Raw genomic sequence first — 15,919 nt, 5'->3', positions numbered from 1 at the left:
GTAATGCAGCCAATTTACCATTTGGATGTTAGGTAATATTCAGCAATACGTAGAAGTATAAATGAAAATCCTGAAAGAAGCAGAACCAGTAAGTTGTTTTTAAAATTGGATTGATTGTCGACTTTTTTCGTTAGTATATTCCAGGTGGCAATAATTTTTATTCTGTTGAAATAAAAGATAAACAAAATCATAGCCTGGTAAAAAATGGCGGCTCTCAGCGCACCCATATTTACATCGTAAAATATGTCTTGCAGAATGATATTGATTAGTATCGTTGAAACTAATAAGCAACCTATCAACCTTGTTCGCTTCAACAGGAGCAGGATACCGCCAATAATTTCCAGCACACCAATTGTATAAACAAAGGGTTTCGAATAACCATAAAAAGCCCACATGAGTTGCATACCTGTCAACTCTGAAACAGGTTTTGGTATATTGGTCGCGCCATTGAACTGCACTGTTTTTCCAAAACCATAGGTTACCATAGCAAATACGACTATATAGCTACATGCATTCTCGAGTATCCTGTATTTATTTTTTGTGAAAAAATTCATTACTATTTCCTTACTATACTCGTTTTTTTCAAATTGCTTGTTTATACCTGGATCGGATTCTGCTCAGGCTTTGTGGTGTAATACCGAGGTAAGAAGCAATATGAACCTGGGCTATCCGGTTTTCAATGCCAGGATATTGTTCCTGCAGTAGCTGGTACCGCTCTTTGGCGGTTTTGGTAAGGAGGTTTATTTGTTCCTGAAATTTATTGATTAATAAATATTCCGATGCTGCCAGTCGTACATTTTTATATCGGGGATCCTGTGATAATTGCTCATATCTTGTTGCAGTAATTCTTAGGGCATTTGTATTTTCCAAAGCGATAAGTATTAAAGGGGTGGGCTTGTTGAGCAAGATGGATAAATAATCGCAGGTAAAATGCCCTTCCAGTCCAAAATCCAGGCAAACAAAATTGCTGGAATTTTCAATATAGATTCCTATGCAACCGGTTTTAATAAAATAGAGATATCGTTCTGAAGTTGCCGCCTGTTTTATGATCTCATTTTTTTCAAAGTATACTGGTTCGAATTCACTTAAAAATTCTTCTAATATGGGTTTGGATGATTCAGGAAGTAAGGTGTGATCCATATGATTTAGCTGACTACAAATTACAGCTAAATGGCCTGAATTGCAGAAGCTACAAGGGGGTTTTTACTTACCATAGGGTAATTAATTTTATTTCCTTTTCTTCTAACATTATCTATCTTAGGTAACTGTCGTTTCAAAAAAGTACCATTCTTATCATGAGTAATAAAAAATTACTAGTCGCGCTGACATGGATGCATCTTCCTATGAATTAAGATTACGATGGATAAAAAATATTTTCCTTTATCGATTTCAGCAGGAATGGTAGCTTCATTCCTTATTTTATTCAGCTCTTGTACAAATGATTGGCTGCTATACAATCTATCCAAAAAGGTTGCAGAAAAGGAGATTTTAAGGCAATTGGATTTGGCATACAACCATACGCCTAGTGAATACTATCCAATCGGAGGTTCAGAGGATATCAAATATAATTTCTTCCTCGACCTAGAAGATGGATATTGTATTGTAGCGGGCAGCAGGATTCATTTGTATGCTGATTCAACCAGGTGGGCGATTGTTTTTGAAAAGAGCGGCTATCAAACCAGAGGGAGATGCGCAGAAATAGTTCTTGACTATGTTGGTAATTGCGTTGATTATCCTGTTGAAGTGTACCCAAGTAGAAAATACATTACAAATTCAAGCAGAGTGCCTCTTATCGACCAGGAAGAATTAGACAGAATTGAAAACAGAATTGGTAACCAATATGAAACTTTTGAAATAATTGGACCAGGTATTAAACAGGTAAAAGTCCGGGATGTCTTTATCCCATTTGATAATGATTATCGTAACTATGAAAAAGTAGGAATAAATGTCAGTGAGTATGGTAATCCAAATAAACTGATCGATTTCGGTAGTTTTATACGTTACTTAAATGAAACGAATCCTTCACTCATACGTGCGACAGAGCAGGATATTAAACAACATATTCCGATGGATTTGCCCAAAATCATGACAATTGACAAGTTTCATTTTGTGAGTAATTATGATTCTATTACGCTGCCAAGTACGCAAGAAACTTATCAGCTACTTGCAAAGGTACTGGTAACAAGAGACACAAGTTGTTGGAAACCAACCCTAAAAGCAAACAATCATTGGTCGAATTGGGAATCTGGGAATCTCTGAAAATGAATAAATAGCAGGGGGGCTCATTGAAAAAAAATACCATCTTTCTTAAATACTAAGTAATTTAGCATTTTAATCATGCCCTGGTATTTTATTTCATATAGTTCCAGTGCCGGAAAGCTGGTCAAAGGCTTTAAGGAATTCCACATCAAAAATGTGGATGATGCCTTTGTTTACTTTCTGGATAAAGCCAGGGTGGCTGATCCGGGGCTTACTGGTTTTAATTGTGTGATGGTATCCACCAAATGGGAAGACTGGCAGGAATGGAACCGGAATCGTTATAAAACCAGGTATGGGTATACACCACCTGAGCACAGATCCGGGCCGGGGAAGTACAGGAAGCCAAAAGAGGGGTAACCGCCTGAGTCATAACCCATTTTACTAAATGCTTAGTTTGGTATATCTTTATACTGATATAAGTAAAATAATGTACTATGCTCAAGGTAAAAACATCCGGGAAGAGTAAAGGCAAACTTCACAGGAAGAATACAATAATCCTGTCTGGTACCACCAAAAAACCGGAAAGTCAAATGACACCAATTGAAAAGATGGAAAGATTGAGCTTGGGTATCAGCAAAAAAGAATTGGAAGCATTGAAGAAAAGAACAGCACTTGATTATGATAAACTGGCAAACTTACTATCTGTGACGAGGGCCACATTAATAAATAAACCTGGTTCTGAGAAATTCAATAGTTCGCTAAGCGAAAGGATACTCGGCTTGGCAGCTATTTATTCTTATGGATACGACGTGTTTGAAAATGAGGAAAAATTTAATCAATGGATGTTCAGGGAAAATAGTGCCTTAGGTGGAAAAACACCTTATGAAGTATGTAACAACCAATTTGGTAGAGAAGAGGTAAAGAACATTATTGGCAGAATTGATTATGGTGTTTACTCTTAAACCAAGGCAAAATGTTTGTTTTTAGGGTTAGCAAAACTAAATTCAGTCAGGATCTTTCTGGAGAAGGTGCGAGATTGTTTGGTGGACGCTGGAATCATTTGTTGACTCCTTGCATTTATACATCAGAAAGTAGAGCGCTTGCTGTATTAGAATACACTGTTAACGTAACTATTGACGAGATTCCGAGATCATTAAGTATCATAACCTATGAAATACCAGACAATGTCATTCATGAATTATCTATTGCTGATCTCCCAGGCAACTGGAGAGAATCACCAGCACCATCTTCCACAAAAGATATGGGAACGGATCTTTTAACAGGTGCAGAATTACCAATAATCAAAATTCCATCAGCTGTAATTACGCAGGAGTATAACTATTTGCTTAATCCTAAACACAAGGAATCGGAGAATTTTCGAATTATAAAGGTAGAAGACTTTGTTTACGATCTGCGAATAAAAAATGGTTAGGTTCCCTTTGGTATTAATTGAGATTAATAAGGTTTAAATGAACCCAACAACAAAACTCAGGTTGATTAAGTTATTGCACACCATCATCTGGGTGTTCTTTAATTTTGTGATATTTTATATTCTCTATGCTGTCATTATAAACCGGATCGATTTTTGGCTTTGGCTTTGTTATGGATTAATCGTGCTGGAAGGAATTGTATTGCTACTGTTTAAAATGTATTGCCCTTTAACAGTTTGGGCCAGGAAATATTCTGATTCTACCCGACATAATTTTGATATCTATTTACCGGAATGGCTGGCCAAGTACAATAAGCTTATTTACACATCAATAATTGGAGTTTCAGTTGGAATTCTTATTTATCGGTTAATTCAATAGATGTTATGAAATTCGAATTGTAATAAATTATAAATAAAATTTAGTTATGAGAACCTTGTCACTTTTTTTATTCATACTACTGGCTTGTCGTATTTCATATGGGCAATCAGAAAAAGAAAGGCAGCAAATAGTAACTGAAATTCTTACAATTACCGACAAGTATAACAAGACCTGGGAAACAGTAAATATGCTGAAGGTGGCTGAATTCCATTCTGATAATTCTTTTCGGTATTATCGCAATATGGAATTATCAGTTGGCAATAATGAGGAGTTTAGAAAAATATATCCCCAAATTTTGAAGGGAACTAAAAGTTTTAAATTGCAAATTGCGAACCCGGTCGTACAGGTTCTATCCCCTGATGCAGCATTAATTGGTTTTACAGCAGTAGCAGAATTGATTACCCATGATAACAAGGTATTAGATATTGGAACTGGCGCCTATACCTATGTTTGGAAAAAAATAGACGGACAATGGAAGGTTGTTCATATTCACGAATCAGCTAAATAAAGCAGCTGACGGCTGGTCGAATTTTTGTTGCCTGAATTTAGAATAATCAGGAAATCCCTCTATATTGGTAAGAATTAATATAGTAACCTATTTATGATATTCTACGGAAGTAAGGCAACAGAAATCGGAAAAGAAAGCCTTTTTGATAAGTGTTCCAATTGCGGAACGTCGAATAGTTTGGAAATGGTAGTATTCCAGAAATATGCCCATGTTTATTGGATCCCATTTTTTCCAATAGGTAAAACCGGTGCCACCCAATGTTCTAATTGTAAACAGGTTTTACAAAAAAAGGAATTTTCAGAAAACCTGAAAGCCAGTTATAACAACTTAAAATCCGGCAGTAAAACTCCCGTTTGGACGTTTTCCGGCATTGCCCTGATTGCGCTTTTAATTACCTGGGGCTCCGTTGTAGGGAAGCAAAATGATAAAAAATATGCTGAATTTATAGAGAATCCCATGCGAGGAGATATTTATGAAGTTAGGTTGGCAAACAAGCATTATACACTATTTAAAGTTGACAAGGTGGTTGGAGATACGGTTTTCCTTTTTATGAATGAATATGAGACGAATAAATCCAGGGGGCTTTCAGAATTAAAACGTAAAGGACAAAAATCATTTATTCAGGAGCATGTGCCGATGTTGAAAGCAGATTTAAAAAGCAGATTGGACAAAGGGGAGATCATAAGAGTAGAGAGAGACTAAAATATTACCGGCTATTTCCTGTAAAAAATTGATTTTATATTATCTAAAATAAATCGCAAGTAAGTGCCCTAATAGAATTATTAGGATTAATCCAGTATAAAATAGTTTTGAATCCTTTCGTAGCATTTTTGAGGCAACCAGGAAGGCAACACCTGTACTAAATAAAGCGGATGTAATTACAGAATTAAAAAATAACACGAATTTATCCGATCCACTTAAATTTCCTATATAGGATATTCTTACTAATTGATAGGAAAGACCGGAAATAAAACTAATGAATAGAGCTTGTTGCATTACAATACCAAATCCAATTTCACTATAATACCGCATCATTATTTTGATATACTGAATCCAAATATAGATCGTAGTAATCAAAATAAAAATACCGGAAATGTTTAATGGGGTTTTGGGTATGTACTCTGGGAATTTTATTGGGTTAAGAACAAAAATTAACCAGCCTGTTAGATGTGTAATTAAGAAGATAATAACAAAGGTGAAAATTATTTTATAAGATTTCTCCATATACTCCCTGGTACTATTTCCTATTGACTTACAAGATAATAATATTAGGGTGTATGACACAATAATGATGATTACTGTAAATTTTCATGTAGTATGAAATAATTGATAAATGAGTTGATTGAAGTAAATTATAGTTTGGGAAGTTTAAGAATTGGTGCAACATAACTTGACACGAATTGCTTGACATTTACACTTATTCATTGTTGTAAAATAAAATATGTAGAATGAGCATTGATACAATAATAGAAACGATCCATCTTTTCCCCATTCTAGACGCAAAACTGATGGAGCTTTTACATTCACTTACAGCCGATGAATGGAATATGCAAACAGTTGCCAAGCGTTGGAAAGTAAAGGATGTGGCAGCTCATTTGCTGGATGGTAATTTAAGAGGCTTATCTATTTCAAGAGATAATTATTTCGGGGAAAAACCTGAAAATATTCACTCGTATCAAGATATTGTAGATTTCCTGAATCAATTAAATATGTCCTGGACTAATGCCACTAAAAGATTAAGTCCGCAGGTAATTACGGATCTTTTAGAGAGTACAGGGAAAGCATATTATGAACATCTGAAAACACTATCTTCTTTTGATGACGCCGTTTTTTCTGTTGCCTGGGCGGGACAAGAAACTTCTCCCAACTGGTTTCATATAGCCAGAGAATACACAGAGAAGTTTTTACATCAACAACAAATCCGGGATACCGTTGGTAAACCAGGTATTATGACCAGGGATTTGTTTTATCCTTTTATAGATACCTTAATGTTTGCCTTTCCTCATACCTACAAGGAGGTGGAAGCAGAAACCGGAACAATAGTTTCAATAGAAGTCACAACAGATATTGGTGGAATTTGGAGTATCATCAAAACAGAAAATGGCTGGAATCTGGACAAAAGCTATCACCTTAAGGCAAACTCTAAACTATTTATTGATCCTGAAACTGCCTGGAAGTTGTTTTCAAAAAGTTGGAGGCCAGAACAGGTAATAGAAAAAGTAAAAATGGCTGGCGATTGTAACCTGGCAAAACAAGCACTACACATGGTTGCTTTTATGGCGTAATGCCAATAGGTTTTTACTTATATTGTTTGATATATTACATCCAAATGGTATTATGGGGCTTGACAGTGTAGAATTATTGATGGACATTGAAGATTACTTCGAGATAACTATATCCGATTCAGAAGCAGAGAAAATATACACTGTTCAGCAAATGGTTGATACTGTTGCAAATCTGCTGAATATTAAGGATGAAACGGCTGATTTGCGAGATGTTATTTTGGAACGCGTCAATTATGCCCTTATTAAGTTGGAGATAACTTCGGACCCGATTAATCCTTCAGATTTTATATCCTCTTACCTTTCGCCTGAGAATAAAGAAAGCTGGGATGCTTTTGTCAGTGAATTGCAAATCAAGGTTCCCAAACCGGAAACAATCAAAGAGAATAGAACTAAATTCCTGAACAAGTTAATTAAGGCAGTTCATTGGATTCCCTTGTATGACTGGCGTTTAATAACTGTAAAGCAATTTATAGATGCTATTTGTGTTATGAGATCTATGCAGTAGTGTATGCTATCACGGTAAAAAAAACAGGAGTGAACTATTATGAAGTCACTCCTGAAAAATCGTTTACAGCTGACCTGGGAATTGATTAAACTTTACTATTTATGGTTTCATCTGCTGTTCCCAGACCAGTTTTCCCTGATTATTGAAATACTTGATTCCGGTAAAAGATTCTTTGTTTTGGAAGAGTTCCCCAGGTTTCTGAGACATGCCAATCCGGAGGCTTCCTTTTTCGTCCGCAATGATGAGCGCTTTACTTCCATCTTCCAGGGTCAGCATGTGCATAGCTTCTCCAGATTCATCATCAAAACCAACACCTTGCCGGGTTTTGCCATCTGCGCTGGTATTTACTCCAGCGCCACCGCGTTCCCATCCTTTTTTATTGTTAAAGAGGATACCTGAAATTTTGTACATCCGCACTCCCGCATTGGCATCTGCTAAATCTTCTCCGATCAATACCTCATCAAATCCTTCTTCATTCATAAAGATGATGCCATTGGATGAATTTTTATACCTTTTATACCAGCCCATATATTGATTGGGGTCATCGAATTGGCTGGCCCAATGTTTTCTTACCAATGCGGTATCTGTTCGAACCCGGTTTTTGGACGAGGGGACAGGCGCGCCTATAAGGATTCTGTCTTTCCCATTGGCATCTTCTATTATAATGCCTTTTGCGCGTATAAGATCAAAGCGATTGAGTTTGGTAAAGGATACCGTTACAATTGCAATCACCATTAAAAGTAAGGATCCCAAATAGAGTTGCTTAGTTCGTGCATGCGATCTTTTTAATTTGATCAGTTCGTTTTGGATAGATGTATTGTCCATGTTTCAATAGGTTTTTTCTAGGACGATCCAACTCCATTTTTGTTACATTCATTTTATAATTTTCGGAAATAGTTTTCGATAAAAAATTTATCAGTCAAATAGTATTGTCGCCACTGTTCATTTTCTTTGTCAAGTAATAATGCTTCGGTAAATCCGATTGAATAAAAACAAACTCTTTTATCTGCCGATAGGTTCATTTTATTTAGAAAGCCTGTTTCATTTTTGAAGAGTGTATCTCTCAGGTCAGGAAAAGGTGTATAGTCAGGGAGCGATTTCATTTCAGTAGAAGGAGTGTAATCATTCAGGAAGGTTAGAAATTTATATTCAGTATACCTGGCAATACCTTCCTGCCAAATCTGAAAGGATAAGTACTTATAATCAGCAGGTTTCAGAATTTTTTTCAACTTGTCCCTTTCTTTCCAGTAAATTTTGAAGTATCGATCAAAGCGTTTATTCATTCTATTCAAAACAGCTTCCTGCAAGGCAGTTCTAAATCGGTTAAATTGAAGGACGATTTTTTCATCTTTATAAGGAAAGGGATAATTTAATTGCCAACTACCGGTTGAATCGCCGCGGGATAAATTCAATCCTTCAACATCCTGGTAATATCCCTTTGAAGAAAATTGATACTGATGGAAATGTTCATGCAATAAAGTAATGGTCCATTCACTGGATGATTTATTTGTTTTTTCTGGTAACCCAATAACGATGCAGGGTACTCCATTTACTGCCGGAAAAGTTGCGAGCAGCTTATTAGAGAATCGCCTGGCTCGGAAATAGATCCTTGTTTTCAGAATGGAATCATATTCTGAGAGTTGAAAATCTGAGGAAGGATAAGGATGGTGAATCAGGAACTCCGTACTGTCTGTAACCAGCAATACTACAAAAGGTAATTGCTGCATATTTTTCCAAATCTGTTCGCTGTATTGTTTTGATATATGGATCGCTTCCCGTATCCTGATCTTATCCTGATAACGCATCAAAGGAGGGGTTGAACCATAAACGTTGAGAAAACTGCTAAATAATATAGAAAGCATGATTCCAAAACAGATTATCCTCCTATGGGGCATTGGCGTATATTTTATTTCAAGTTAAAATATAAGGGTAACCGATACGTTACCTTATGGTAAGTAATTGATTTGGTAAGTCTTACCTGCTTCCAATGTAACCTGAATATCTCCTTTTTTATCTCTGTTGGGTTTGTTCCTCTTTCATTGCCTGTGGAATGTAAAGGTGCCAGTTACTCCATCATGGATGGAATACCGGTTGTTGTTAAGCTTTTATAGCAGTTCTTTAATGCATGCCTTCCCGGATGAGGTTCAGATTAGTGGTTTTCAATGTGCCGTTAAAATGGTTTCTTGTTTAAAAGAATTGACCGATTGGGGGGGCTTTTAATAAACGATCCTTTTCTATTCTGAATAACAGATTACAATAATGTACAAGCTGCTTCGTTTTGACAGTAACCCCCTTTTATGAAGAAAATCCTATTCGTCTTTTTGTGCTTTGGGACCGCCTTATCCCTTTTCAGTCAAAGCAACACCAGGGAGCAGATACTGCTGAATAAGTATGCTTCAGCTTTTGCTAAAACCTATAATTTTAATGGCGCTATCCTGGTTTCGAAAGACAATAAGATCATTTACCAGAGTGGTTTCGGTTCAGCCAATCGGGAATGGTCTGTTCCCAATACCACGTATTCTAAATTTCCCATTGCCTCATTAACCAAGCAATTTACTGCAGTGGCAATATTGCAGTTGGCGGAACAGGGGATGCTTACGTTGGACGATCCCATCACCAAATTCTTTCCTGATTTCCCCAAAGGGGATAGCATTACTATTCATATGTTGCTGAATCATACATCAGGTATAAAAGAATTTTCTCAGTATCCTGAGCTGTTTGACCGGGAATTTTCCAATCCACATGAAGTATTACGAGACACTATTATTAATCAAATCAAAAGGCTGCCATTAAACTTTTCGCCGGGTAGTTTTTGGGGCTACAGCAATACCAATTATGTGTTACTTGGTTATATATTGGAACTTATCACCGATGAACAATACGACAGGTATATTAAATCGACATTCTTCAAAGAGCTGAATATGAAGCAGAGCAGGGTTTTATACCAGGATTCCATACTGCCTAATAAAGCCTATGGATATAGCGGAATTTTCCCTGAATTAAGATCAGAATCTAAAGTTCCGTATAACTATGTACATAGTCACGGTGGTTTGGTTTCAACTGTGACCGACTTATTTAAATGGAACCAGGCACTTCATGGAGGGAAATTGTTGAAACGGGAATTGTATTCCAAAATGCATACACCCAATCAGCCAGTCAAAGGTGCCGGATACGGCATTTTTATCGATTATTTATTTGATCATAAGACCTATTCACATAATGGGAATATCCCTGGTTATAGTTCTTCTATGATTTATTTTCCACACAACAAAAGTTCCATTATTATTCTTTCTAACCGAGAAACCAATCTTGATTTTTTGGCAAAGGGACTTGCGGGTGTATTATTTGATAAACAAATTGTTATTCCATACAAGCACAAAAAAATAAACATTTCGAATCTGAAAGATTTTGAAGCTAAGTTCGAAACGCCCTTTCCTTTTGAAGTTGTTGAAAAGGAGGGAAGACTACTCCTGAATATGGGAAGAGAGTTAGAACTACGACCTGAATCAAAAACTAAATTATTCGTAACGGAGCCGGATATTGATATCCAGCTGGAGTATGTTTTTGATGCAAACCGAAAAATTCAGCGTGTTTATCTTATTGAAGGAGGTGTGAAAACAGAGGCTAAACTCCGTCCTTAACCATGTTATAAGATTATTCCCAGAACTAGAACGATTCCTAAAATACCTTCCAGTCCGTGTATTATCACAGCCATCCAATTGGATTGAAAGAGTTTGGATGGGAAAGCAAATACGAACCCAAAATAAAGTGCAGTAGAAACAATAACCTGAGGTTTGTGCAGGTGATACAGTCCAAATAAGATACCATTAAAAAACCAATCCCATTTTCCAAATACCCCCTGCATTTTCGGCAATAAGATTCCACGATAGATCATTTCTTCGCCTAATAAATAATTAAACATACAAGTAAGCAGGTATAATCCCAGCAACCACCAGGCCCCTTTGTAATTTGGAGTATTTAATGTTGATAAATCATAGGTTATTAAATCCTTGTAAAGAGGGCGTAATGTACTATCAACATCAGGCAACGTAAACAGACCGGTTTGTAGAAAGATGCTTATCAGGATAAAAGGAACGGTCCACCATAAGAGCCAATAACCCGACTTGCCGGTTATTGGATGAACTGGTTTTTTATAGTTTAATCTTGTTTTTATTAACTGTAAACAGAGCGTATGCCCTTCATTTTTAAGAATAAGAAGGGACAGTACAAATTGCCAGATTAATCCCACATTGATTGCTATCCAATATATCATCAAGGGATCCCAATTGGTCAATACAGCCAATTTTGGAGTTATTACAAAAGCCAGGATACCCATTGGTAAAGCTGAAGCTGCCCAGATCAATAGTATTTTTTGTAAACTATACTGATCCTTCATTAAACATCGGTTGTGAGATAAATATAATCCAATGCATCCTGCTTTATGCAACATGGAACTGATCGTATTAATTTTTTACCATACGGTAATTCTATTACCAAATCGATTTTTCTTTTGCCTGCATGGGAGGCTGAATTCCCAGTATCCGGGCAATGCTGGGCGCAATTTGTAAGGCAGAAATGGGGGACAGTTCAGTGGCCGGGATAGCCGGACCAATAGCATAAAATATCGACTGCCCTTCTCTTAGCTTAGCCAGATTGCCATGTACCCCTCTGCCGGTTTCATTCATGGTTCCTTTCAACAAAAACTCACGGGTGGCCTGGTTGGCGTCAGCAAGCAGGTTTAGGTCAAATGTATTGTTCACCAGGTAAGGTACTTCAGGCAGAAGCCTGTCTGAGAGTGAGTAACCGCTTTTACAACTTACAAACAGATCCCCTGAATAAGCAGGGTGGTAGAGTCCGTATTGTTGCTGTTCTTGCTGGTTGGCGACTAGTTCAAAGATAGGTTGACCTGTTACAGAATCGGTGAGTGCTTTCAATTGTCTGGTTAATTGCTCCAGGTACAAGTTTCGCTGCGCTTCCGGGATCTTTTCCCTGTTCAGGTAAATATGTGCCGAATTGCCACTGCTAATGGCTTTCAGTTCTCCTCTGGATACATAAAAATTTTGTTTTTCCAGGTAATTGGAGAGCAGCAAGGTGCTGTGAATGGGAATCATACCATGATCCGAAAACAACAGGATGTTAGTGCCTGGAGGCGCGGCTTGCATTATTTCCATTAGATACCGATCGATCAATTGAACATATTTCTCCACGATAGATGCATATCGCTGCTTGCGCTTTCCATTTTCCGCGTAATAATCCAGCTGGCGCGGATTTGTCAGGGTATATCGATGTTGCACATCATCCAGGGTGGAGAAATAACCAAAGAGCAAATCCCAGTCCGCCGCCTGCATGCCTGCCAGGATGCAATTCCTGAAATACAATGCCAGCTGATCCACCTGTTCCAGCCAGGTGGCTTCAGAAACAAGTCCGGCTGTTTGTTTGAGGTTCTCCGGCTCCCCTGGCCAGCATCCGCAGCTTTGCTGTAGTTGCTGTTGAAAGGATTCCGGATACAGCACCAGTTCAGCCGGCGCGTTAATAAAGACCCTGTAAAAATTATTCCTTTCATCGTGCTGCAGGATGCGAAGAGAAGTGGAATACATTTTATCCTTCGTGTGATATTGCAGGGTCGTCCAGGTATCCGGCACCAACGCAGCTGCATGCCCATTGGAAGGATCAGTATCCGTATCTACGATCAGTTGTTTTAGTGGTCGAAGGATATTGGCCTCATTGTGAGCGGAATCGGTTAGATAGAAATAAAGTGGTACCTGGAGCTGGCCGGACAATTGTAAGATAGGAATCGGTTGAGCGTTTACAGGCTCCATCTTTTTATAGAAAGCTTCTTTTACCAGGAAGCCTGAATCGCCAGGTTTTAAATCAATAAAGATAGATGGGCCGGTTTTTTCGGGATACTTCAGAAAGTAATCGGTCATTCTGGAAACACTGCTGTTGTCGATGCCTACACCACCCAATGCCATCACTTTTTTGCCTTGCCGCATGGCAGCCTGAAAGATGGTTTCTGCGGCTATGGGTTGTCGAAAGGCGGATAGGGAAGGAGTGTTCCATCCTTGTTCAATATGTCGGAAACTGTTACCGACAATGCCTGTTTGAGCGGGACTTGCACCTGTAAAAATGGAGATATGCGACGGGCCGGTGGAAGCAACATTGATTGGATAGACGGTTTGTGCATAAGCACCTTTTTTGCGGATGGTAGCAAATGCTCCATTGGGTGGCAGAATTCCCTGATCCAGGTAGCGGTCGAGCAGGTAATCTGGTAATCCGTCTATTGAAATCAGTAGAACGCGTGGTTTGTTGGATTGGGCAACTACAGTGGTTTGGAGGAAAAGAAGGAAGAGGAAAAGTAATCTTGCCATAAAAAGAATTAGGCAAACAAAACTCCTGTAAAATCAGTGGCAGGTACCTACCAATCAGGAAACAGACCTACCATTTTGATAAGTAGTTCTGAAGTCTTTGGGTGATAGTCCGGTTCTTTTTTTGAAAAATCGCGAGAGGTGATGGGGCTCTGAAAAATTCAACTGATCTGCGATTTCTTTTACACTCAGACTGGTATAAGAGAGTTTGGATTTAATCTCCACCAGAATGTATTCCTGGATCATTTCGGATACGGTTATGCCGAATTGTTTTTTGATGATGGCATTTAATGAAACGCGGCTGATGCCCAGTTTCCTGGCATAGAAATCGATGCCCCGTTGTTTTTCAATTTGTTCCTGTACCAGTTTTTTAAAAGCGAAGGCGATGGTATTGCTTTCCATTTGAGAGGAGAGCTGGTATTCTGCGGCATAGGCCCGGTTCAGTTTGATCAATATATAATAGAGGATGGAACGGGTCATGTGTTCACTGTCTGGCCGGTAATGCCTGATTTCAGTGTGCAAATCCCGCAGCAAACTGTGTAGCTGATTCGTAAATTCCGGAGTCGGCTGAATGAATAAGGGATTGGATTTGTTGTAGAAAAACTGAAGTTTATAAGTGAAGAGTTTATCTGAAAAAAAACTCGATAGAAATCCATCCTGGAAGAGCAGAAAATAACAATCAATTTTGCTTTTATCTAAGAACCAGCGCCTTTTTTGGTAAGGTGAGAGAAAGAGGATGGTGTGGTTTCTGAGTTTTATTTGCTGGTGATCCAGTTCCAGGTAGCCATTACCTTTGAGAAAGAAAACAATTTCATAAAAATCCGTAGTATGTAAATTGTCCTCAAAATAATAGGCAGGGATATCATCGTACTTGCCAATATCCATCAGGATCTCTGCCCCGTATTTGTTTTTAAGGAAATGGAATGTTTTCATGCAAGGCTTGAAAATTGGAAGAGTGGTAAAAAATGGAACTTGATAAGTAGTTAATTTAGTTGTTCTAAGATTAAAATTAAGCATTGAAGATAGCAATATTGACCATGGGTACCCGTGGAGATGTGCAGCCGTATGCTGTTTTGGGCGAGGCACTTCAACGTCGGGGACATGAAGTAACCTTGGCAACTGCCAAAAACTTTGAACCTTTGGTTCGCGATCATGGTATCCAGTTTCTTCCTGTAGAGGCAGATTTTCAGGAGGTATTGAATTCCGAAGAAGGGAAAAAAATGATGAAGGGTAATCCCTTTGCGATTCGCCGTAATTTAAACAATTGGGTGTATCCATTGATCACCAATTCTCTTATTGCGTTTTATCAATTGGCTAAGGAAAGTGATCTTGTTTTATATCATGTCAAAACACTGGCGGATAGTTTTGCTGATCAGTTTCCGCAGAAAATGATCCGTGCCTCAGTTTTACCAATTGTAGAACCTACTGCTGCTTTTGCCAACCCGGCATTTAGTGGGTTACCGATTCCTTCCTTTCTGAACCGGATCAGTTATACTTTTTCCAATTTGAGCATTCGGTTGTTATCTAATCCTATTGGTAAATTTCGGGCATCCTGTAATCTGCCTAAGAAGTTTATCGTGCCACCGGTGAAAAATATATATGGTATCAGTCCTGGTTTTCTGCCGGTACCCCCAGACTTTCCGGCACAATCGACCTTTGCTGGTTTTTGGTACGGCATGTCAAAGCAGGAACTGCCAACTGATCTGCTGGATTTTATTCAATCTGGAACTCCTCCCTTAGTTCTGACATTTGGCAGCATGCCTTTCAAAAGCAGGTTTGATCTACAGGAAGCCATCCTTCAATCTGTGGAACAAACTGGTTGCAGGTTTATCGTAATAAAAGGGTGGGGACTGGAAGATACTGCCCGATTGGAGCATAATCCCAATGTAAAAGTAATTGGCGCTGCTCCTTATGAAAAGTTATTCCCGTTGGCAAAGGCGATCATTCATCATGGGGGCATTGGAACCACTTCAGAATGTTTAAGAGCCGGAAAACCTTTTCTGATTTGCCCCATCTTGCACCCAATTGGGGATCAGCAGTTCTGGGGTGTTCAGGCATATAAAAAAGGGGTAGGAGTTAAGCCCATCCCTTTAAGTAAATTGAGTCGGCAACAGTTTTTGGATAGTGTGCGTGAGTTGTTGGGCAACGAGGCATTGTATGACAACGCAAAACAACAGCAGGTTGTCATTAAGAAGGAGAATGGGCTGGAAAGAACGATTGCTGAACTTTTCAACTAGTTTATACCCCTT

18 protein-coding genes are annotated in these 15,919 nt (G+C 38.3%); 11 read left to right on the top strand and 7 right to left on the bottom strand.

The window, feature by feature from the left end:
• Positions 1-14: 14 nt before the first annotated feature.
• Positions 15-554: a DoxX family protein gene (locus tag L0U88_RS01400; protein WP_234863798.1), complete on the bottom strand. Its 540-nt coding sequence runs from the start codon at positions 552-554 to the stop codon at positions 15-17.
• Between the two features lie 28 nt (positions 555-582).
• Positions 583-1,140, bottom strand: coding sequence for a Crp/Fnr family transcriptional regulator (locus L0U88_RS01395; protein ID WP_234863796.1), 558 nt, complete (start codon positions 1,138-1,140; stop codon positions 583-585).
• Between the two features lie 219 nt (positions 1,141-1,359).
• On the opposite strand from L0U88_RS01395, the gene L0U88_RS01390 reads away from it, so the two are divergent.
• The 9 genes from L0U88_RS01390 (at position 1,360) to L0U88_RS21205 (ending at position 7,305) form a co-directional block, all read left to right on the top strand.
• On the top strand, positions 1,360-2,259 hold the full coding sequence (locus L0U88_RS01390; RefSeq protein WP_234863794.1) for a DUF7003 family protein: 900 nt from the start codon (positions 1,360-1,362) through the stop codon (positions 2,257-2,259).
• A 78-nt stretch (positions 2,260-2,337) separates the two neighbouring features.
• Entirely contained in the window at positions 2,338-2,616 is a 279-nt protein-coding gene (locus L0U88_RS01385; protein ID WP_234863792.1) for a hypothetical protein, read from the top strand.
• Positions 2,617-2,693: 77 nt separating this feature from the next.
• Positions 2,694-3,161 carry an Xre family toxin-antitoxin system antitoxin gene (locus L0U88_RS01380; protein WP_234863790.1) on the top strand — a complete coding sequence of 156 codons (468 nt, stop codon included), beginning with the start codon at positions 2,694-2,696 and terminating at the stop codon, positions 3,159-3,161.
• An 11-nt stretch (positions 3,162-3,172) separates the two neighbouring features.
• Entirely contained in the window at positions 3,173-3,631 is a 459-nt protein-coding gene (locus L0U88_RS01375; RefSeq protein ID WP_234863789.1) for an RES family NAD+ phosphorylase, read from the top strand.
• A gap of 37 nt (positions 3,632-3,668) precedes the next feature.
• Positions 3,669-4,007 (top strand): hypothetical protein, encoded by a 339-nt coding sequence (locus L0U88_RS01370; RefSeq protein WP_234863787.1) that lies wholly within the window; start codon positions 3,669-3,671, stop codon positions 4,005-4,007.
• A 46-nt stretch (positions 4,008-4,053) separates the two neighbouring features.
• A complete protein-coding gene (locus L0U88_RS01365; protein WP_234863786.1) occupies positions 4,054-4,515 on the top strand; it encodes a YybH family protein in 462 nt (153 codons plus the stop codon).
• A 93-nt stretch (positions 4,516-4,608) separates the two neighbouring features.
• Positions 4,609-5,217, top strand: a complete 609-nt coding sequence (locus tag L0U88_RS01360; protein WP_234863785.1) for a zinc ribbon domain-containing protein — start codon at positions 4,609-4,611, stop codon at positions 5,215-5,217.
• 746 nt (positions 5,218-5,963) lie between these two features.
• Entirely contained in the window at positions 5,964-6,800 is an 837-nt protein-coding gene (locus tag L0U88_RS01355) for a maleylpyruvate isomerase N-terminal domain-containing protein (RefSeq protein ID WP_234863784.1), read from the top strand.
• Positions 6,801-6,852: 52 nt separating this feature from the next.
• Complete coding sequence (locus L0U88_RS21205; RefSeq protein WP_234863783.1) at positions 6,853-7,305, top strand: acyl carrier protein; 453 nt, start codon at positions 6,853-6,855, stop codon at positions 7,303-7,305.
• A gap of 99 nt (positions 7,306-7,404) precedes the next feature.
• Here L0U88_RS21205 and L0U88_RS01345 read toward each other — a convergent pair whose 3' ends face one another.
• Positions 7,405-8,130, bottom strand: coding sequence for a hypothetical protein (locus L0U88_RS01345; RefSeq protein WP_234863782.1), 726 nt, complete (start codon positions 8,128-8,130; stop codon positions 7,405-7,407).
• Positions 8,131-8,183: 53 nt separating this feature from the next.
• Positions 8,184-9,167, bottom strand: coding sequence for a hypothetical protein (locus L0U88_RS01340; RefSeq protein ID WP_234863781.1), 984 nt, complete (start codon positions 9,165-9,167; stop codon positions 8,184-8,186).
• 435 nt (positions 9,168-9,602) lie between these two features.
• Here L0U88_RS01340 and L0U88_RS01335 point away from each other — a divergent pair, with 435 nt between their 5' ends.
• Positions 9,603-10,946, top strand: coding sequence for a serine hydrolase domain-containing protein (locus L0U88_RS01335; protein ID WP_234863780.1), 1,344 nt, complete (start codon positions 9,603-9,605; stop codon positions 10,944-10,946).
• Between the two features lie 5 nt (positions 10,947-10,951).
• Here L0U88_RS01335 and L0U88_RS01330 read toward each other — a convergent pair whose 3' ends face one another.
• The 3 genes from L0U88_RS01330 to L0U88_RS01320 all read right to left on the bottom strand — a co-directional run bounded on the left by L0U88_RS01330 (position 10,952) and on the right by L0U88_RS01320 (position 14,603).
• On the bottom strand, positions 10,952-11,701 hold the full coding sequence (locus L0U88_RS01330; RefSeq protein WP_234863779.1) for a CPBP family intramembrane glutamic endopeptidase: 750 nt from the start codon (positions 11,699-11,701) through the stop codon (positions 10,952-10,954).
• 94 nt (positions 11,702-11,795) lie between these two features.
• A complete protein-coding gene (locus L0U88_RS01325; protein WP_234863777.1) occupies positions 11,796-13,673 on the bottom strand; it encodes an alkaline phosphatase family protein in 1,878 nt (625 codons plus the stop codon).
• A gap of 54 nt (positions 13,674-13,727) precedes the next feature.
• On the bottom strand, positions 13,728-14,603 hold the full coding sequence (locus L0U88_RS01320; protein WP_234863775.1) for a helix-turn-helix domain-containing protein: 876 nt from the start codon (positions 14,601-14,603) through the stop codon (positions 13,728-13,730).
• A gap of 83 nt (positions 14,604-14,686) precedes the next feature.
• On the opposite strand from L0U88_RS01320, the gene L0U88_RS01315 reads away from it, so the two are divergent.
• The gene (locus tag L0U88_RS01315; protein WP_234863773.1) at positions 14,687-15,907 is read left to right on the top strand and encodes a glycosyltransferase; all 1,221 of its coding nucleotides are present in this window, start codon (positions 14,687-14,689) and stop codon (positions 15,905-15,907) included.
• The last annotated feature ends 12 nt before the right edge of the window (positions 15,908-15,919 follow it).

It is taken from the genome of Flavihumibacter fluminis (assembly GCF_021491375.1).
In the GTDB taxonomy this organism is placed as follows: Bacteria; Bacteroidota; Bacteroidia; order Chitinophagales; family Chitinophagaceae; genus Flavihumibacter; species Flavihumibacter fluminis.
This window is presented reverse-complemented; position numbering and strand designations above follow the sequence as displayed.

Coding starts and splice junctions, on each gene's coding strand:
- L0U88_RS01400 (WP_234863798.1), bottom strand. CDS start 554: ATGAATTTTTTCACAAAAAATAAATACAGGATACTCGAGAATGCATGT.
- L0U88_RS01395 (WP_234863796.1), bottom strand. CDS start 1,140: ATGGATCACACCTTACTTCCTGAATCATCCAAACCCATATTAGAAGAA.
- L0U88_RS01390 (WP_234863794.1), top strand. CDS start 1,360: ATGGATAAAAAATATTTTCCTTTATCGATTTCAGCAGGAATGGTAGCT.
- L0U88_RS01385 (WP_234863792.1), top strand. CDS start 2,338: ATGCCCTGGTATTTTATTTCATATAGTTCCAGTGCCGGAAAGCTGGTC.
- L0U88_RS01380 (WP_234863790.1), top strand. CDS start 2,694: ATGCTCAAGGTAAAAACATCCGGGAAGAGTAAAGGCAAACTTCACAGG.
- L0U88_RS01375 (WP_234863789.1), top strand. CDS start 3,173: ATGTTTGTTTTTAGGGTTAGCAAAACTAAATTCAGTCAGGATCTTTCT.
- L0U88_RS01370 (WP_234863787.1), top strand. CDS start 3,669: ATGAACCCAACAACAAAACTCAGGTTGATTAAGTTATTGCACACCATC.
- L0U88_RS01365 (WP_234863786.1), top strand. CDS start 4,054: ATGAGAACCTTGTCACTTTTTTTATTCATACTACTGGCTTGTCGTATT.
- L0U88_RS01360 (WP_234863785.1), top strand. CDS start 4,609: ATGATATTCTACGGAAGTAAGGCAACAGAAATCGGAAAAGAAAGCCTT.
- L0U88_RS01355 (WP_234863784.1), top strand. CDS start 5,964: ATGAGCATTGATACAATAATAGAAACGATCCATCTTTTCCCCATTCTA.
- L0U88_RS21205 (WP_234863783.1), top strand. CDS start 6,853: ATGGGGCTTGACAGTGTAGAATTATTGATGGACATTGAAGATTACTTC.
- L0U88_RS01345 (WP_234863782.1), bottom strand. CDS start 8,130: ATGGACAATACATCTATCCAAAACGAACTGATCAAATTAAAAAGATCG.
- L0U88_RS01340 (WP_234863781.1), bottom strand. CDS start 9,167: ATGCTTTCTATATTATTTAGCAGTTTTCTCAACGTTTATGGTTCAACC.
- L0U88_RS01335 (WP_234863780.1), top strand. CDS start 9,603: ATGAAGAAAATCCTATTCGTCTTTTTGTGCTTTGGGACCGCCTTATCC.
- L0U88_RS01330 (WP_234863779.1), bottom strand. CDS start 11,701: ATGAAGGATCAGTATAGTTTACAAAAAATACTATTGATCTGGGCAGCT.
- L0U88_RS01325 (WP_234863777.1), bottom strand. CDS start 13,673: ATGGCAAGATTACTTTTCCTCTTCCTTCTTTTCCTCCAAACCACTGTA.
- L0U88_RS01320 (WP_234863775.1), bottom strand. CDS start 14,603: ATGAAAACATTCCATTTCCTTAAAAACAAATACGGGGCAGAGATCCTG.